The sequence below is a fragment of the Burkholderia dolosa genome (assembly GCF_902499135.1).
GTDB classification, from domain to species: domain Bacteria; phylum Pseudomonadota; class Gammaproteobacteria; order Burkholderiales; family Burkholderiaceae; genus Burkholderia; species Burkholderia dolosa.
The window spans coordinates 33169-49711 of sequence record NZ_CABVPR010000012.1 but is presented as its reverse complement, the minus strand read 5'-3'; the positions used below and the strand labels follow the sequence as shown (position 1 = coordinate 49711).

Below are 16543 nucleotides of genomic sequence, written 5' to 3'. Positions count from 1 at the left end.
CGCCGCGTCGCGTCATGCAGCCGACAGCGTCTTGCCGAACGAGATGCGCTCTTCGACGCGATACCCAAGCGCCGCGTAAAAGCGGCACGCGTCGTCGTTGCCGGGCAGCACCTGCAGATTGACCTTCAGGCAGCCGCGTGCCGCGAGCGCGCGTTCCGCGTGCGCGATCAGCGCGCGACCGATGCCGAGCCGCCGCGCGCCGTTCGCGACGCCGAACGAATAGAGCCAGCCGCGATGGCCGTCGAAGCCCGCCATCAGCGTGCCGACCACCCGTGCGCCGCACACCGCGACGAAGAACAGCTCCGGCTGCGTCGCGAGCTTCAGCTCGATCGATCGCAGCGGGTCGCGATGCGGCGGCGCGCCGGGCTCGTCATAGTGCGGAAACGCGTCGCGCCACACGGCGAGCACCGCGTCGGTGTCGGCGCGTTCGAACGGTCGGATCGCGACGTCGGTTGCGGCGGCATCCATCGGTCGTCCTCGTTACAGCGTGTCGAGAATCGAGCGCAGCATCGCCATCATCTGATCGATCTCGTCGGTCGTCACGTTCAGCGCCGGCATGAAGCGCAGCAGGTTCGGCCGCGCGGCGTTCAGCAGCAGGCCGTCGGGCTGCATGTCGCGCGCCTTCTCGACGATTTGCGGGCCGATGTCCTTGCCGAGCAGCAGCGCGCGCAGCAGGCCTTCGCCGCGCTCGCCTTCGAAGCCGCGCTCTTCCGACAGCTCGAGCAGCTTGCGCTTCAGGTATTCGCCGCGCGCACGCACGCCTTCGAGGAAGCCCGGCGCGACGAGCTGCGAGATCACCGCATAGCCGGCCGCCGTCATCAGCGGATTGCCGTTGTACGTGCCGCCCTGATCGCCGGCCTCGAACACCGCGACGTCGGCCTTCGACAGCAGCGCCGCGAGCGGCACGCCGCTGCCGATGCCCTTGCCGAGCGTCATGATGTCGGGCTCGACGCCGGACAGCTCGTAGGCGAACAGCGTGCCCGCACGGCCGCAGCCGCTCTGGACTTCATCGACGATCAGCAGCAGGTTGTGCTGTTTCGTCAGCGCGCGCAGCTCGCGCATGAACTCGCGCGTGGCCGGGATCACGCCGCCTTCGCCCTGGATCGGCTCGAGCATCACCGCGACGGTCTTGTCGGTGATCAGCTTCTCGACCGAGTTGATGTCGTTCAGCTCGGCCTTCGGGAAGCCGGGCACCTGCGGCGCGTACAGCGTGTCCCAGCCGGCCTTGCCGCTCGCCGACATCGTCGCGAGCGTGCGGCCGTGGAAGCTGTGGTCGAACGTGATGATCTCGTATGCGCCGTTCCTGAACTTGCGGCCCCACTTGCGCGCGAGCTTGATCGCGCCTTCGTTCGCTTCGGCGCCGCTGTTCGTGAAGAACACCTTGTCGAACACGCTGTGCTGCGTGAGCAGGCCCGCAAGCTTCGCCATCGGCTCGTTGTAGAACGCCGGCGACGGGTTCAGCAGCGTGTCGGCCTGCTTCTTCAGCGCTTCGACGACGCCGTCGTTGCAGTGACCGAGGCTGTTGACGGCCCAACCCTGGATGAAGTCCAGATAGCGCTTGCCCGTGTGATCGTAGAGCCACGAACCCTTGCCGTGCGTAAACACGATGTCGGGGCGGTTCGTGATGTACATCAGCGAGTCGATCGGGTAATCGTTCAGGGGCATGGCAGCAGACTCCGGCGGACGTTGAAAGGGAAACGGGCAATAAAAAAGCCACGGAATGCCGTGGCTGGTGGATCGAACAGCTTGTGCGTAACCGGTGAGGCGGGGAGGGTTACGCGCGAGTCCGTGACGAGCCGGCGGCATCCGGGCGGAGCGGCGAGCGGCGACGTCGGAGAGCGGACAGGAAGCGGTTCATGTGCGCAAGCATAAGGCATCCCGCGCCCGACTGTAAACCGCCGCGATGCCATCGATATGACATGCGGCGGCGCACGGCGACGGCGCGGGCGGCGCCTGCAATCAGACCGGATGCGCGAGATCGGCTGCGCTCGTGAACGAGTCCGCGTAGAACTCGTCGGCCGGCAGGCCGTGGTGCTGCGTGAAATCGCGCTGCGCGGACTCGACCATCACCGGTGCACCGCACGCATAGACCTGGTAGCCGGACAGATCGGCCAGATCCTCGATCACCGCGCGATGGACGAAGCCGGTGCGCCCGCTCCACTGATCCGCATCGTCCGGCTCGGACAGCACCGGCACGTACTTGAAGTTCGGAATTTCGCGCGCCCACTGCTCGGCCAGCTCGTCGAGGTACAGGTCCTTCTTGCGGCGCGCGCCCCAGTAGAGCGTCATCGGACGCGTGATGCCCGTATGCTTCACGTGCTCGATGATCGCCTTGATCGGCGCGAAGCCGGTGCCCGATGCGAGCAGCACGATCGGCTTGTCGGAATCCTCGCGCAGGAAGAACGTGCCGAGCGGACCTTCGAAGCGCAGGATGTCGCGCTCCTTCATCGCGCCGAACACGTGATCGGTGAACTTGCCGCCCGGCATGTGGCGGATGTGCAGCTCGATCGGCCCTTCTTCGTGCGGCGCATTCGCCATCGAGTAGCTGCGGCGCGAGCCGTCCTTCAGGATGAATTCGATGTACTGGCCCGCCAGATACTGCAGGCGCTCGTTCGCCGGCAACTGCAGCTTCACGACCATCACGTCGTCGGCGCGGCGCTCGAGCGCCGCGATCCGGCACGGCAGCTTCTTGACCTGCACGCCGTCGACGCCGGCGATCTCGCGCACGTCGATCTCGAGATCGCACTGCGCCTTCGAGCAGCACAGCAGCGCGAGCCCACGCGTGCGCTCGTCGTTGGACAGCGCCGACGCGGCGTGCGGGCCCTGTTCGATCTGGCCCGACACGATCTGGCCCTTGCAGGAGCCGCACGCGCCGTTCTTGCAGCCGTACGGCAGATGGACGTTCTGGCGCAGCGCAGCCGCCAGCACGGTTTCGTCCGACTCGACCTGGAATTGCCGGCCGCTTTGCTTGAGAGTGACGTTGAATGCCATAGAACCAACTAGAACAAAATGTGGGGACCGTGCGGATCGTGCACGGCAGCTACAATGCAAACCCGTTGCGCGCCGCGCAACGACGGCTACTGATTTCGCAACCAACATGATCGCGACACGAATCCTGCGCCGGCCGCGCGCATTGATCGTCGGCTGCGGCGACGTCGGGCTGCGCTGCGTCGCGCAATGGCGCGCCGCGCCGCGCAACCTGCGGATCGTCGCGCTGACGAGCCATCCGGCCCGCCGCGACGCGCTACGCGCCGCGGGCGTGACGCCGATCGTCGGCGACCTCGACCGGCCCGCGACGCTGCGCCGCATCGCGGGTCTGGCGCGCACGATCCTGCATCTCGCGCCGCCCCAGCCGGACGGCCAGGACGATCGCCGCACGCGCGCGCTGATCGCCGCATTGACCGTGCCCGCGCGGCGGCCGGCAGCGCCGTCGACGCTGCGACCCGGCCGGTTCCGAACGGTGCGTGCCGTTGCGCAGCGCGGCAGCGCGCCCGTTCGGGCAGCGCGTATTGTACCCGACGGTCTTCGCGCGCCGACGCTGGTCTACGCGAGCACGACCGGCGTTTACGGCGATTGCGGCGGCGCGCGCATCGACGAGACACATCCGCTGCAGCCCGCGAATCCGCGGGCGTTCCGGCGCGTGTCGGCGGAGCGCCAGCTGCGCGCGGCCACCGCTCGCGGCGTGCTGTCGGCCCGTATCGTGCGTATCCCCGGCATCTATGCGGAGAACCGGCTACCGCTCGCGCGGCTCGAACGCGGCACGCCCGCGCTCGACGCAGCCGACGACGTCTATACGAATCACATCCACGCGGACGACCTCGCGGCGATTCTGCGCCGCGTCGCGCAGCGCGGCAGGCCGGCGCGCGTCGTGCACGCGTCGGACGACAGCGAACTGCGGATGGGAGAGTATTTCGATCGCGTCGCGCACGCGTTCGGGTTGCCGACGCCGCCGCGCGTGAGCCGCGCGGACGCCGAACGCCAGCTCGAGCCGACGCTGCTGTCGTTCATGCGCGAGTCGCGGCGTCTGTCCAACGCCCGGCTGAAGGACGAATTGTGCGTGACGTTGCGCTATCCGACCGTAGACGATTTCCTTCAAACGCTCGCGCCGGGCGGCGCGTCACGTCAGCGCCGGTAGCGCCTCGATCAGCAGGAAACAGAGCAGCGCGCCGATGAGTGCGCCGATCAGGTTCGGGTGGTATTTGCGCTTCAGATGCATCGCGGTCAGCAGCGTGCCGATCGCGACGGCGCCGACGATCGCGAACGCGATCATCACGGACGACAGTTCGAAAGAATGATTGATGTTCATGATGTCCCCCCTGCATGCCGCTCGTACAACTTGTGATTTCAGTATAGCGGGGGAACTTGCGGCCGCGACGCGTGCGAGCGCCGAACGACCGTGCGGATTTTCCCTTACAGGGTTTTGACGGGATTGCGCAGCGCGGCGAGCTCCGCTTCGTCGAGCCAGCGCCACGTGCCCGGCGCGAGGTTGTCCGGCAACGTCAGTCCGCCGATGCTTTCGCGGTGCAGCGCGTCGACGCGGTTGCTGACCGCCGCGACCATCCGCTTCACCTGGTGGTATTTGCCTTCGACGACGGTCAGCACGAGCGTGTGCGCGTCGCGCGCATCGGCGGCCACGGCGGCGATCGGTTTCGGCTCGCCGTGCAGCTGCACGCCGGTGCGCAGCGTATGCAGCTGCGTATCGCTGAGCGGGTGACGCACGGTCGCGACGTAGGTCTTCGGCACCTTGCGCTTCGGCGACGTGTACGCGTGGACGAACTGGCCGTCGTCGGACAGCAGCAGCAGGCCCGTCGTGTCCTGATCGAGGCGGCCGACGCATTGCACGCCGCGCGCGACGAGCGGCGCGGGCAGCAGGCTGAACACGCTCGCATGATGCTGCGGATCGCGCGAGCATTCGTAGCCGGCCGGCTTGTTCAGCGTGAGATACGCGCGCGCGTGGAACGGCCATGCGGTGCCGTCGACCGTGAAGACGAGGCCGTCGGTGTCGAATGCGGTGTCCGGGTCGGTCGCAGTCGCGCCGCCGACGGCGACGCGGCCCGCTTCGATCAGGCCGCGGCACTGGCGGCGCGAGCCGAAGCCCTGCGTGTAGAGAATGCTTTCGAGATCCATAGCGCGCGCATTCTATCAAGCGGCGTCCGCGCGTCGGCACGAACGTGCGGGCGCTGGTAAGCTGCGAGGCGCTGCGCGGCGCGCGGCGTTCGTCCACTCGTTACGGAAACCCCATGCATTTCGATTCGTTCCCGCTCGCTTTCAGGCTCGGCCGCCGCGCGGCCGCCGCGGTGCTCGCCGCGACGATTTCGTCCGCGGCATTCGCGCACGCGCATGTCGCGACCAGCGATCCGGCCGCCAACGCGACATTGAGCGCCGCACCGGCCGCCGTCACGATCGATTTCACCGAGCCGCTCGAGCCGGCGTTCAGCTCGATCGTCGTCGCCGACGGCGCCGGCCGCACGGTATCGGAAGGCCGCGCGCGCGTCGACGACGCGAACCGCAAACGGATGACGGTGCCGCTGACGGCCGTCGGTGCCGGCGCCTATACGGTGAAATGGGTCGCCGTCGCGACCGATGGACATCGCACGCAAGGCGTCTACCGCTTCAGCGTGAAGTGACCGCCACGGCGGCGGCACGCGGTCCCGCGCATGCCGCCGCTCGACCGACACGGAGTGTTCCCATGAATCGCACGACGCTCGACGCACTCGCCGATTTTCCCCGCCAGCTCGAAGCGCACTTCGCCGCCGTTCCGGACGGCTACGCGCGCTGGACGCCCGACGACTGGACCGGGATGCCGAGCGAGCATTTCTCGCCGCTCGGCCAGCTGTGCCACGTACGCGACATCGAAATCGATGGCTACCACGTGCGGCTGCGGCGGATGCTCGAAGAGGATCATCCGCTGCTCGTGTCGATCGACGGCGATGCGCTCGCGATCGAGCGCCGCTACGATGCGGCCCACGCGTCCGACGTGCTCGCCGCGATCCGCGAAGCGCGGCGCGAGACGGTCGAACTGCTCGCCCGCACGACGCCCGAGCAGTTCGCGCGCACCGGCGAGTTCGAAGGCTACGGCGCGCTGACGGTGCGCGGCCTCGTCCACTATCTGTGCAGCCACGATCAGCAGCATCTGGCCGGCATGCAGTGGCTGCTCGGCAAGATCGACTCGCATCTGCACGCGCGCTGACGCAGCCGGCGCGGCGCGCATCGTCACCGGCGAATTCCGGCGCGCTCGTCGGTGCGGCAAGCCGCACTTCGGCGCGCCGGATTGGCGCGCTTTTCTGGATAATCCATCCAGCCGCACGTGGCTGACCGGCGCGCTGCGCGTGCCTACACTCCGAACTTCGTTCAACGAGAAAAAGGAGTCCACGATGGCCACTCACACGCTCGCAGACAAGGTCGTGCTGATCGCCGGCGGCGCGAAAAACCTCGGCGGACTGCTCGCCCGCGATCTGGCCGGCCACGGCGCGAAGGCGGTGGCGATCCACTACAACAGCGCGTCGACGCGCGCGCAGGCCGAAGAGACCGCGGCCGCGGTGCGCGCCGCCGGCGCGGACGCTGAGACGTTCCAGGGCGACCTGACGACGGCTGCGGCGGTCGAGAAGCTGTTCGACGACACGAAGCGGCGCTTCGGCAAGATCGACATCGCGATCAACACCGTCGGCAAGGTGCTGAAGAAGCCGTTCACCGAGATCACCGAAGCGGAATACGACGAGATGTTCGCGGTCAACAGCAAGTCCGCGTTCTTCTTCGTCAAGGAAGCGGGGCGTCACCTCGAGGATCACGGCAAGCTGGTCACGCTCGTCACGTCGCTGCTCGGCGCGTTCACGCCGTTCTACGCGGCATACGAGGGATCGAAGGCGCCGGTCGAGCACTTCACGCGCGCGGCTGCGAAGGAATACGGCGCGCGCGGGATTTCGGTGACGGCGGTCGGGCCGGGCCCGATGGACACGCCGTTCTTCTATCCGGCCGAAGGCGCCGATGCGGTCGCGTATCACAAGACCGCGGCTGCGCTGTCGCCGTTCAGCAAGACGGGGCTCACCGACATCGAGGACGTCGTGCCATTCATTCGTCATCTGGTGACGGACGGCTGGTGGATCACCGGCCAGACGATCCTGATCAACGGCGGCTACACGACGAAGTAGCGGCGCTCGGCGCTCGGCGATCGGCGATCGGCGAGCGACGACGCAGCGGCCGGACGACGAAGCGACGGGCGCTGCGGCGGCTAACGCGCCGCAATGGATCGTTTGCGTGGACAATGGGCGGGAGCGCCGGCACGAAGCCGCGCGCCCGCTTCGTGTCGGTGCCGCCGGCGTTGCCGCGCCGCCGGCGCGCGTTCGTCCCCCTACGTTTCCCGCCGATGGACAAGCTGGATCAGGTCAGAATCTTCCTTCAGGTTGCCGAAATGGGCAGCTTCATCAAGGCCGCGCACGCGCTGGACGTGCCGCGCGCGACCGTGTCCGCCGCCGTTCAGCAACTCGAGACGGGGCTCGGCACGCGGCTGCTGCACCGCACGACACGGCAGGTCCAGCTGACCGCGGACGGCACGTTGCTCGTCGAGCGCGGCCGGCGCCTGCTCGCGGAAGCCGACGAGCTCGACCGCCTGTTCCGGCGTCGCGGTCGCGACGTGGTCGGGCGGCTGAACGTCGACGTGCCGAGCCGGATCGCGCGCCGTGTGATCGCGCCTGCGCTGCCCGCGCTGTTTCGCCGCTATCCGAAGCTGCAATTGGCGCTCGGCTCGACCGACCGCTCGATCGATCTCGTGCAGGAAGGCGTCGACTGCGCGATCCGCGTCGGGCGTCTCGCGGACAGCAGCCTCGTCGTTCGGCCGCTCGGGCACTTCGAGCTGATCAACTGCGCGAGCCCCGATTACCTGCGCGAATGCGGCGTGCCCGAGCATCCGGACGCGCTCGCGAACGGACATCGGGCGATCGGCTATGCGTCGCCGACCACCGGACGCGCGCTCGACTGGGAATACTGCGTGGACGGCGCGCGGCACGCGCTGCCGCTGCCGAGCCGCGTGATCGTCAACAACGCCGAAACCTATATCGCGAGCTGCATCGCCGGAATGGGGCTGATCCAGATTCCGCGCTTCGACGTCGCGCACTTGCTCGACAGCGGCGCGCTCGTCGAGGTGATGCCGCGTTATCGCGCGGCGCCGATGGACGTATCGGCCGTGTATCCGCACCGCCGGCACCGGTCGCGGCGGCTCAACGCGTTCGTCGAATGGTTCGGCGAGCTGATGGCCGATGCGTTGACGCAGACGGCTCCCGACGCCGAGCGAGGCTGAACGGCCGACGCTCCCGAACGGCGCGAACATGCGCGGCCTGTTCGGACCGCGGCGCCATGTCAGCCCGGCACGGCAGCGAACTGCGTGCTTCGCCCGGTTTCCCGCACCGCGTCGATCAGTGCGGCCGCGGTGCCGCCCGGCTTCGCCGCGAACGCGTAAAACCGCGCGGCCGGCAACGCGGGCAGCCCGTCCTCTGGCCCGCACGCGCGCAGCCCGTCGCGCAGCTGGCTGCGCGCGAGTGCCGTGACCGCGAAGCCCGCGAGCGCGGCCGACACGCAGCCGGCCATGCTCGCACTCTCGAACAGCACGCGAAACGGCCGCAGCGACGCGGCGAGCGCCGACACCGCGGCTTCGCGATAGACGCACGGTTCGGGAAACAGCGCGAGCGGCACTTCGCGCCCGTGATTGAGCGACACGTCCGCCGCGAACGCCCACACGAGCGGCTCTTCCCACAGCAGCTCGCCGGCCGCATCGACGTGCCTGCATTGCTTGCCGAACACGACGTCGAGGCGGCCGAGCGTCTGCTCGCGCAGCAGCGACGCGGTGATTCCGACCTTCAGCTCGATCGACGCGTACGGATGGTGATCGCGAAACGTGCGCAACACGTGCGGCAGCCACGCGCCGGCGAAATCCTCCGACGCGCCGACGCGCAGCCGCCCGTGCGCCGGCGCGCCGCGCAGCCGCGCGCGCACTTCGCGCTCCATGTCGACGATGTTGCGCGCGTACGCGTACAGCGTGTCGCCGGCCGGCGTCAGCGCGAGCCGTTCGGCCGCCGGCGCGAAGCCGCGGCTGTCGACCACTTCGAGGAAGGTGCGCAGCAGCGCGATGTCGAGCGACGTCGACGCGGGATCGGTCAGCGGGTCCATCGGACAATTCAACGCAATATTTGATGAATGTGTGATGATACTCCGCGAATCGTGATGAGACGGCGGCCTACCATCGAGCGATCGGATCGACCCAACGGAGGACACGATGACCGCTTATGCGCATGCGCTCACTGCATCGCTCGATATCGCCTATCTCGAATGGAACCCGCGCGGCGAGCGCGTGGCCGTGCTGCTGCACGGCTGGCCGGACAGCGCGGTCGGCTGGACGCCGGTCGCCGATGCGCTGGCCGCGCACGGCTACCGCGTGCTTGCGCCCGCGCTGCGCGGCTTTGCGCCGACCCGGTTTCGCGACGCGTCGGTGCCGCGCAGCGGCCAGCTCGCGGCGCTGGGCCGCGACCTGCTCGAGTTCGTCGATGCGCTCGGCGTCGAGCGGCCGGTGCTGGTCGGGCACGACTGGGGCGCGCGTGCGGCCGCCAATGCGTGCGGGCTGCGCGACGGCGCCGCGTCGCATCTGGTGATGCTGTCGGTCGGATACGGCACCAACGATCCGCGCCAGCCGCTGTCGCTCCAGCAGGCGCGCAACTACTGGTATCACTGGTTCATGGCGACGCCGCGCGGCGAGCAGGCGCTGCGCGACGATCGCCGCGCGTTCGCGCGCCTGATGTGGGAGACATGGTCGCCGCCCGGCTGGTATCGCGACGCCGACTTCGATGCGGCCGCCGCCGCGTTCGACGGGCCCGACTGGATCGACGTCGTGCTGCACTCGTACCGGCATCGCTGGGGATTCGCGCCCGGGGCGCCGGCTTATGCGGACGACGACGCGCGGCTGAATCCGGCGCCGGTCCTGTCGGTGCCGACGCTCGTGCTGCACGGCGGCGCGGACGCGTGCAACCACCCGGACAGTTCGGCCGGCCGCGAGCGCTTCTTCGCCGGACGCTACGAGCGGCAGGTGCTCGACGGCGTCGGGCACTTTCCGCAGCGCGAGGCGCCGGCGGCGGTCGCCGATGCGGTGATCGCGTTTTGCGAGCGCGGGTGATTTGCGTCGATGTGTGGATGTGCCGACGTGCGGATGTGCAGACGTACAGACGTGCGCGCGGTGCCGCGCGTCGGACGCTGCCGAGCGGCGCCAGCCGATCGTCGCAGCCGATTCGAGCGAACGGCACGCGCCCCGGATATCGGCTGTCGCCGCGCGCGGCCGGATGTGACCGAGCCGGCCGCGCGACCGCTTCACCGGTTCGCGTGCGTCAGCACATGCCGCCGTTCGCACGCAGGATCTGGCCGTTGATCCATGCGCCGTCGGGCCCCGCGAGGAACGCCACGACCGCCGCGATGTCGTCGGGCTGGCCGAGCCGCTCGAGCGGATTCAGCTTCGCGAGCCGGTCGATCAGCTCCGGCGTCTTGCCGCGCAGGAACAGCTCGGTCGCGACCGGTCCCGGCGCGACGGCGTTCACGCGGATGCCGCGCCCGCGCATCTCCTGCGCGAGCACTTGCGTGAGGCTTTCGACGGCCGCCTTGCTCGCGACGTACACGCCGTAGGTTGGCATCCGCGTGCCGATCACGCTCGTCGACAGGTTGACGATGCGGCCGCCGTCGCGCACACGCGTCGCCGCTTCGCGGCACACGTTGAACGTGCCCTTCAGGTTGATTGCGATCGTCTCGTCGAACATCGCGTCGTCGAACTCGGCGATCGGCGCGAGCTTCATCACGCCCGCGCTGTTGACGACCACGTCGATGCCGCCGAACGTCTGCGCCGCCGTGTCGAACATCGCGGCCACCGCGGCCGGATCCGCCACGTCCGCCTGCACCGCGACCGCGCGGCCGCCGACGGCGACGATCGCGTCGACCACGTCGCGCGCGGCGTCCCCGTTGCCCGCGTAATTGACGACGACGTCGAATCCGTCGGCGGCGAGCCGGCGGGCGATTTCCGCGCCGATTCCGCGCGACGAGCCCGTGACGAGGGCGACCTTCTGTTCCGATGCGTTCATCTGCTGCTCCTTGTTCGTGAAATGCCGTTCGTGCCGGCGACAGGAGTACTGTAGGCGTCCGCGATCGATAAAAATAATGAATAATGCTCAGATCAAGAATGACTGAAAGTATGTCTCATGGGATTCGACAGCAGACTTCTGAGCGGAATCGGCGTGCTGTCTGCCGTGATCGAGGCCGGCACGTTCGCGCGCGCGGGCGAGGCGCTGGGCTTGACGCAGCCGGCGGTCAGCCGCGCGGTTGCACGGCTCGAGGAGCGCATCGGCATCCGGATCTTCAACCGGACCGCACGCGCGATCACGCTGACCGACGAAGGGCGGCGCTTCTATGAAGCGGTCGCGCCGCTGCTGGCCGGCATCGAGGATGCCGCGCTCGACGCGGGCCGCGCGAAGGCCAAGGTCAGGGGCAAGCTGCGGGTCAACGTCGACGGCACGTTCGGCCACTACGTGCTCGCGCCGAAGATGGCGGCGTTCCTCGAACGCTTTCCCGATCTGTCCGTCGAGATCAGCGTGCGCGACCGGATGGGCGATCTCGTCGCCGACGGCTTCGACGTGGCCGTGCGTTTCGGCGTGCCGGAGCCGTCGTCGTACCGCGCGCGGCTGCTGCTCGAGACGCGCGTGCTGACGTGTGCGTCGCCGGCGTATGTCGCGCGCCACGGCGAACCGCGGCACCCGCACGAGCTCGCGGACGGCCATTGCTGCGTGCTGATGCGCGACCCGGCGACGGGGCGGCCGTTCGAATGGGCGTTTCATCGCGGCGGCGAGGTCGTGCCGCTCGCCGCGGCCGGCCGGCTGATGGTCAACGATACGGGTTCGCTGCTCGGCGCGTGCGTGGGCGGCGCGGGCGTCGCGCAACTGCTCGAGCTGTATGCGCGGGACACCATCGCGGACGGCCGACTGAAACTGCTGCTGCCGGAATGGACGGACGAAACGTTTCCGCTATACGCGTATTACCACGCGTCGAACCTGGTGTCGGCGAAGGTGCGCGCGTTTCTCGATTTCGTCCGCGAACTGATGGACTGACGCGGCCAGAGGGCGCGCGGACAAAGAAAAAGCCCCGGTCGTGGGTGACACGGGGCTCGCTGCGTATGCGTCGCGGAGCGGGATGCGCAGCTCGTCGACGCGGCGGCCGTATTTCATTCAGCGGACGTTCCGCATGAACGTGAAGGGGGCGCCGCCTTCATGTCTGGTGCCCAGGGCCGGAATCGAACCGGCACGCCTTGCGGCGGGGGATTTTGAGTCCCCTGCGTCTACCAATTTCACCACCTGGGCTTGTTCGGCCCGCGCATGCAATCGTGCGCGGCGAAACGCGGATTATGGCCGAAAACCGGGCACCGGGCAAGCCGCGCGGCGCCCGGCCGCGCGTTACTGGCTCAGGTACACGAAGCGGCCCTGCTTGACGATTCCCATCACGCTCGCGCGCTGGTCGAGGCCCACGTGGTCCTTGTCGCTCGTATTGACGACGCCGTTCGGCACGACCAGCTCGTGCGCGCGTTCGAGCTCGCGCCGCAGCGCCGCGCGGAACGCGGGCGTGCCCGGCTGCGCGGACTTCAGCGCACGGCCGACCGCATCGGCGAGGCGCGGGTAGACGCCCGCCGCGTCGCCGGCGAATTGCGTGACCGTGCCGGCCCCGTATTTCGCTTCGTACGCGTCGACGAACGCGAGCGCCGCCTTGCGGGCCGGATGATCGGCCGGCAGCGTGCGCGCGACGACGACCGGCTGCGTCGGAAACAGCGTGCCGTCCACGTCCTTGCCGCCGAGCTTGATGAATTCCGGCGTGGCGATCCCGTGCGTCTGATAGATCGGGCCGCGGTAGCCGCGCTCGATCAGCGTGCGCTGCGGCAGCACGGCCGGCGTGCCGGAGCCGGCGATCAGGATCGCGTCGGGCTTCGCGGCGATCAGCTTCAGTGCCTGACCGGTGACGCTCGCGTCGGTCCGGTTGAAGCGCTCGGTCGCGATCACGCGGATCTTGCGCAGGTCCGCGAAGCGCGTGAACTCGCTCAGCCAGCTGTCGCCGTAGCTGTCCGCGAAGCCGATGAAGCCGACCGTCTTCACGCCGTGGTTCGCCATGTAGCGCGTCATCACGTCGGCCATCGCGCGATCGCTCTGCGCCATCTTGAACGCCCACGTTCGTGCGCCTTCCTGCGGCTCGACGATCGCGCCGGAACCGACCAGCGTGATCATCGGCGTCTGTGCAGCGGCGACCGCGTCCAGCGCCGCGAGCGCGGCCGGCGTGATGTTCGGGCCGACGACGACGTCGACGCGGTCCTCGTCGACCAGCTTGCGGATATTGCGCACGGCCGTGCCCGGGTCCGACGCGTCGTCGAGCACCGTGACCTGCAGCGGCTGCCCGGCGATCGTCTTCGGCCACATCAGGATCGCGTTCTTGCTCGTGATGCCGATCGCGGCGGCGGGGCCGGTCGACGACAGGTCGACGCCGACCTTCAGGTCGGCCTGCGCGGTCGCGCACGCGAGCACGAGGGCGGCGCCGGCGGCGCGGCGCAGCAGGGCGGGAAGCGTCATGCGGGAATCTCCGTCGGGCAGCAAAAAGGGGCGCGATATGCGCCCCTGTCGTTATACACGCGGCTCAAAGCTCGTACGATTCGGATTCGCCCTTGAGCGCCTGTTCGATCAGCTTGCGGTTCAGCGTCGGCGACAGCAGCTCGACGAGCGTATACACATAGCTGCGCAGATACGCGCCCTGCTTGAGCGCGACGCGCGTCACGTTGCTGCCGAACAGGTGGCCGACCGGAATCAGCCGCAGGTTGCGGTCGCGCTCCGGGTTGAACGCGATATCGGCCATGATTCCGACGCCCAGCCCGAGCTCGACGTAGGTCTTGATCACGTCGGCGTCGATCGCCTCGAGCACGATATCCGGCGACAGGCCGCGCAGCGCGAACGCATGATTGATCTTCCGCCGGCCGGCGAACGCGTCGTCGTACGTGATCAGCGGGTATTGCGCGAGATCGTCGAGCGTCGGCGGCTTGCGCTCGAGCAGCGGATGGTCGGCCGGCACGACGGCCGCGTGGTGCCACTGGAAGCAGGGCAGCGACACGAGTTCCTTGTAGTCGGCGATCGCCTCGGTCGCGATCGCGAGGTCCGCCTGATCGTGGATCACCATCTCGGCGACCTGCGTCGGGCTGCCCTGCAGGATCGACAGATGCACCTTCGGGAAGCGCTTCTTGAACTCCGCGATCGCGGCCGGCAGCGAGTAGCGCGCCTGGGTGTGGGTCGCGGCGATCGTCAGATTGCCCTGATCCTGCGCCGCGTAGTCCTTTCCGACCCTTTTCAGGCTTTCGACTTCCTGCAGAATCCGCTCGACGGACGCGAGGATGATCCGGCCCGGCTCGGTCAGCGACCGCACGCGCTTGCCGTGACGCGTGAAGATCTCGACGCCCAGCTCGTCCTCGAGTTCGATGATCGCCTTCGACACGCCCGGCTGCGACGTGTACAGCGCCTTCGCGGCTTCGGTGAGATTGAAATTCTGGCGGACGGCCTCGCGCACGAAGCGAAATTGGTGCAGGTTCATTTATAACCCTTCCGCATATCAACAGAATTTTTTAGTCGTTTGAAATATAAGGCGAGTTTATTACGATTCACCGGAGTTTTTCAAATATGGATATCTGTTTTCGTCATTAGCAATCCACGCGGCAGCGGATGGCCGGCGGCGATGGCGGAACGGAGATTCGGGCGCGACGTGGCTAGGACGTCGCGCGGTCAACACGAAAACCCTGGGGTCCCCGAATGTATCAGTACGACCAGTACGACCAGACGATCGTCGACGAACGTGTCGCGCAGTACCGCGATCAGGTGCGCCGGCGCCTGTCGGGCGAGTTGAGCGAGGACGAATTCCGTCCGCTGCGTCTGCAGAACGGCCTGTACATGCAGCGTCACGCATACATGCACCGCATCGCGATTCCGTACGGCAACCTGCGCAGCGACCAGCTGCGGATGCTGGCGCGCATCGCACGCGAGCACGACCGCGGCTACGGTCACTTCTCGACGCGCTCGAACATCCAGTTCAACTGGGTGAAGCTCGAGGAGACGCCGGAGATCCTCGCGAAGCTCGCGTCGGTGCAGATGCACGCGATCCAGACGTCGGGCAACTGCATCCGCAACATCACCGCCGACCAGTTCGCGGGCGTCGCGCAGGACGAGGAGATCGATCCGCGTCCGTGGGCCGAGATCCTGCGCCAGTGGTCGACGTTCCATCCCGAATTCGCGTGGCTGCCGCGCAAGTTCAAGATCGCGGTGTCCGGCTCGAAGGTCGATCGCGCGGCCGTGCAGATCCACGATCTCGGTGTGTACCTGAAGAAGAACGCGCAAGGCGACGTGGTCGCGAGCATCCTCGCGGGCGGCGGCCTCGGCCGCACGCCGATCGTCGGCGCGGTGATCAAGGAAGACCTGCCGTGGCAGCACCTGCTCACGTACTGCGAAGCGGTGCTGCGCGTGTACAACCGTTACGGCCGCCGCGACAACCTGTACAAGGCGCGCATCAAGATCCTCGTGAAGGCGCTGTCGCCGGCGAAGTTCGCGCAGCAGGTCGAAGAGGAATGGCAGCACCTGAAGGACGGCCCGTCGACGCTCACGCAGGCCGAAGTCGATCGCGTGTCGCAGTTCTTCAAGCCGCCGGTCTACGAGAAGCTGCCGGACACCGACGCGTCGTTCGAACAGCATCTGCTCGAGAACAAGGCGTTCGCGCGCTGGGTCGAGCGCAACGTCGCGCCGCACAAGGTGCCGGGCTACGCGGCCGTCACGCTGTCGCTGAAGGACCACCGCGCGGCGCCCGGCGATGCGACCGACACGCAGATGGAGCAGGTCGCCGACTGGGCCGACGCGTATTCGTTCGGCGAACTGCGCGTGTCGCACGAGCAGAACCTGATTCTCGCGAACGTGAAGAAGCGCGACCTGTTCGCGCTGTGGGAAAAGGCGAAGGCAGCCGGTTTCGCGACGCCGAACATCGGCCTTCTGACCGACATCATCGCGTGCCCGGGCGGCGACTTCTGCTCGCTCGCGAATGCGAAGTCGATTCCGATCGCGCTCGCGATCCAGCAGCGCTTCGACGATCTCGACTACGTGTACGACCTCGGCGATCTGTCGCTGAACATCTCGGGCTGCATGAACTCGTGCGGTCACCACCACGTCGGCAACATCGGCATTCTCGGCGTCGACAAGGACGGCTCGGAGTGGTACCAGGTGTCGCTCGGCGGCGAGCAGGGCACGGGCCACAACGGCGCGCGCCTGGGCCGCGTGATCGGCCCGTCGTTCTCCGCCGACGAAGTGCCGGACGTGATCGCGAAGCTGATCGACACATATGTCGATTCGCGCGTCGACGGCGAGCGCTTCATCGACACGTACGATCGCATCGGCATCGCGCCGTTCAAGGAGCGCGTGTATGCGGCGCGCCAGACGGTGAACGCGTAACCAACCGGGTAGAAGGA

At 68.2% G+C, this 16543-nt stretch carries 17 protein-coding genes and 1 tRNA gene; 8 read left to right on the top strand and 10 right to left on the bottom strand.

Translation table 11 applies throughout. From position 1 onward, the window contains the following. Nucleotides 1-12: 12 nt before the first annotated feature. The 3 genes from BUB20358_RS08030 to BUB20358_RS08020 form a co-directional block, all read right to left on the bottom strand. Nucleotides 13-468, bottom strand: a complete 456-nt coding sequence (locus BUB20358_RS08030; protein WP_006763618.1) for a GNAT family acetyltransferase — start codon at nt 466-468, stop codon at nt 13-15. A gap of 12 nt (nt 469-480) precedes the next feature. Continuing rightward, nucleotides 481-1665, bottom strand: a complete 1185-nt coding sequence (locus tag BUB20358_RS08025; RefSeq protein ID WP_035971864.1) for an acetylornithine transaminase — start codon at nt 1663-1665, stop codon at nt 481-483. A 294-nt stretch (nt 1666-1959) separates the two neighbouring features. Further along, nucleotides 1960-2991 (bottom strand): CDP-6-deoxy-delta-3,4-glucoseen reductase, encoded by a 1032-nt coding sequence (locus tag BUB20358_RS08020; protein WP_006763620.1) that lies wholly within the window; start codon nt 2989-2991, stop codon nt 1960-1962. 106 nt (nt 2992-3097) lie between these two features. Between BUB20358_RS08020 and BUB20358_RS08015 the strand changes: the two genes are divergently transcribed. Continuing rightward, nucleotides 3098-4135, top strand: a complete 1038-nt coding sequence (locus BUB20358_RS08015; protein ID WP_006763621.1) for an NAD-dependent epimerase/dehydratase family protein — start codon at nt 3098-3100, stop codon at nt 4133-4135. On the opposite strand, the gene BUB20358_RS08010 is transcribed toward BUB20358_RS08015, so the two are convergent. Beyond that, nucleotides 4118-4306, bottom strand: coding sequence for a hypothetical protein (locus BUB20358_RS08010; protein ID WP_006763622.1), 189 nt, complete (start codon nt 4304-4306; stop codon nt 4118-4120). The two genes, BUB20358_RS08015 and BUB20358_RS08010, sit on opposite strands and share 18 nt — an antisense overlap. A gap of 104 nt (nt 4307-4410) precedes the next feature. Then, on the bottom strand, nt 4411-5127 hold the full coding sequence (locus BUB20358_RS08005) for a pseudouridine synthase (protein WP_006763623.1): 717 nt from the start codon (nt 5125-5127) through the stop codon (nt 4411-4413). Nucleotides 5128-5240: 113 nt separating this feature from the next. Here BUB20358_RS08005 and copC point away from each other — a divergent pair, with 113 nt between their 5' ends. The 4 genes from copC (at nt 5241) to BUB20358_RS07985 (ending at nt 8293) form a co-directional block, all read left to right on the top strand. Then, entirely contained in the window at nt 5241-5627 is a 387-nt protein-coding gene (gene copC, locus BUB20358_RS08000) for a copper homeostasis periplasmic binding protein CopC (protein WP_006763624.1), read from the top strand. 62 nt (nt 5628-5689) lie between these two features. Continuing rightward, the gene (locus BUB20358_RS07995) at nt 5690-6190 is read left to right on the top strand and encodes a DinB family protein (protein WP_035971865.1); all 501 of its coding nucleotides are present in this window, start codon (nt 5690-5692) and stop codon (nt 6188-6190) included. A gap of 184 nt (nt 6191-6374) precedes the next feature. After that, entirely contained in the window at nt 6375-7148 is a 774-nt protein-coding gene (locus tag BUB20358_RS07990) for an SDR family oxidoreductase (protein ID WP_006763626.1), read from the top strand. Nucleotides 7149-7363: 215 nt separating this feature from the next. Further along, nucleotides 7364-8293 carry a LysR family transcriptional regulator gene (locus BUB20358_RS07985; protein WP_006763627.1) on the top strand — a complete coding sequence of 310 codons (930 nt, stop codon included), beginning with the start codon at nt 7364-7366 and terminating at the stop codon, nt 8291-8293. A gap of 59 nt (nt 8294-8352) precedes the next feature. Here the strand turns inward: BUB20358_RS07985 and BUB20358_RS07980 are convergent, their stop codons facing one another. Then, nucleotides 8353-9159 carry a LysR substrate-binding domain-containing protein gene (locus BUB20358_RS07980; RefSeq protein WP_035971866.1) on the bottom strand — a complete coding sequence of 269 codons (807 nt, stop codon included), beginning with the start codon at nt 9157-9159 and terminating at the stop codon, nt 8353-8355. Between the two features lie 106 nt (nt 9160-9265). Between BUB20358_RS07980 and BUB20358_RS07975 the strand changes: the two genes are divergently transcribed. Continuing rightward, nucleotides 9266-10156 carry an alpha/beta fold hydrolase gene (locus tag BUB20358_RS07975; protein ID WP_035971867.1) on the top strand — a complete coding sequence of 297 codons (891 nt, stop codon included), beginning with the start codon at nt 9266-9268 and terminating at the stop codon, nt 10154-10156. 208 nt (nt 10157-10364) lie between these two features. Here the strand turns inward: BUB20358_RS07975 and BUB20358_RS07970 are convergent, their stop codons facing one another. After that, nucleotides 10365-11105, bottom strand: a complete 741-nt coding sequence (locus tag BUB20358_RS07970; RefSeq protein ID WP_006763630.1) for an SDR family oxidoreductase — start codon at nt 11103-11105, stop codon at nt 10365-10367. Nucleotides 11106-11222: 117 nt separating this feature from the next. Here BUB20358_RS07970 and BUB20358_RS07965 point away from each other — a divergent pair, with 117 nt between their 5' ends. Further along, complete coding sequence (locus BUB20358_RS07965) at nt 11223-12125, top strand: LysR family transcriptional regulator (protein WP_006763631.1); 903 nt, start codon at nt 11223-11225, stop codon at nt 12123-12125. Between the two features lie 164 nt (nt 12126-12289). On the opposite strand, the gene BUB20358_RS07960 is transcribed toward BUB20358_RS07965, so the two are convergent. The 3 genes from BUB20358_RS07960 to BUB20358_RS07950 all read right to left on the bottom strand — a co-directional run bounded on the left by BUB20358_RS07960 (nt 12290) and on the right by BUB20358_RS07950 (nt 14631). Continuing rightward, nucleotides 12290-12374 (bottom strand) — tRNA-Leu (locus BUB20358_RS07960). 93 nt (nt 12375-12467) lie between these two features. Further along, nucleotides 12468-13625: an ABC transporter substrate-binding protein gene (locus BUB20358_RS07955; protein WP_006763632.1), complete on the bottom strand. Its 1158-nt coding sequence runs from the start codon at nt 13623-13625 to the stop codon at nt 12468-12470. Nucleotides 13626-13689: 64 nt separating this feature from the next. Further along, nucleotides 13690-14631 (bottom strand): CysB family HTH-type transcriptional regulator, encoded by a 942-nt coding sequence (locus tag BUB20358_RS07950; protein ID WP_006763633.1) that lies wholly within the window; start codon nt 14629-14631, stop codon nt 13690-13692. A 215-nt stretch (nt 14632-14846) separates the two neighbouring features. Between BUB20358_RS07950 and BUB20358_RS07945 the strand changes: the two genes are divergently transcribed. Next, nucleotides 14847-16526 (top strand): nitrite/sulfite reductase, encoded by a 1680-nt coding sequence (locus BUB20358_RS07945; protein ID WP_006763634.1) that lies wholly within the window; start codon nt 14847-14849, stop codon nt 16524-16526. The last annotated feature ends 17 nt before the right edge of the window (nt 16527-16543 follow it).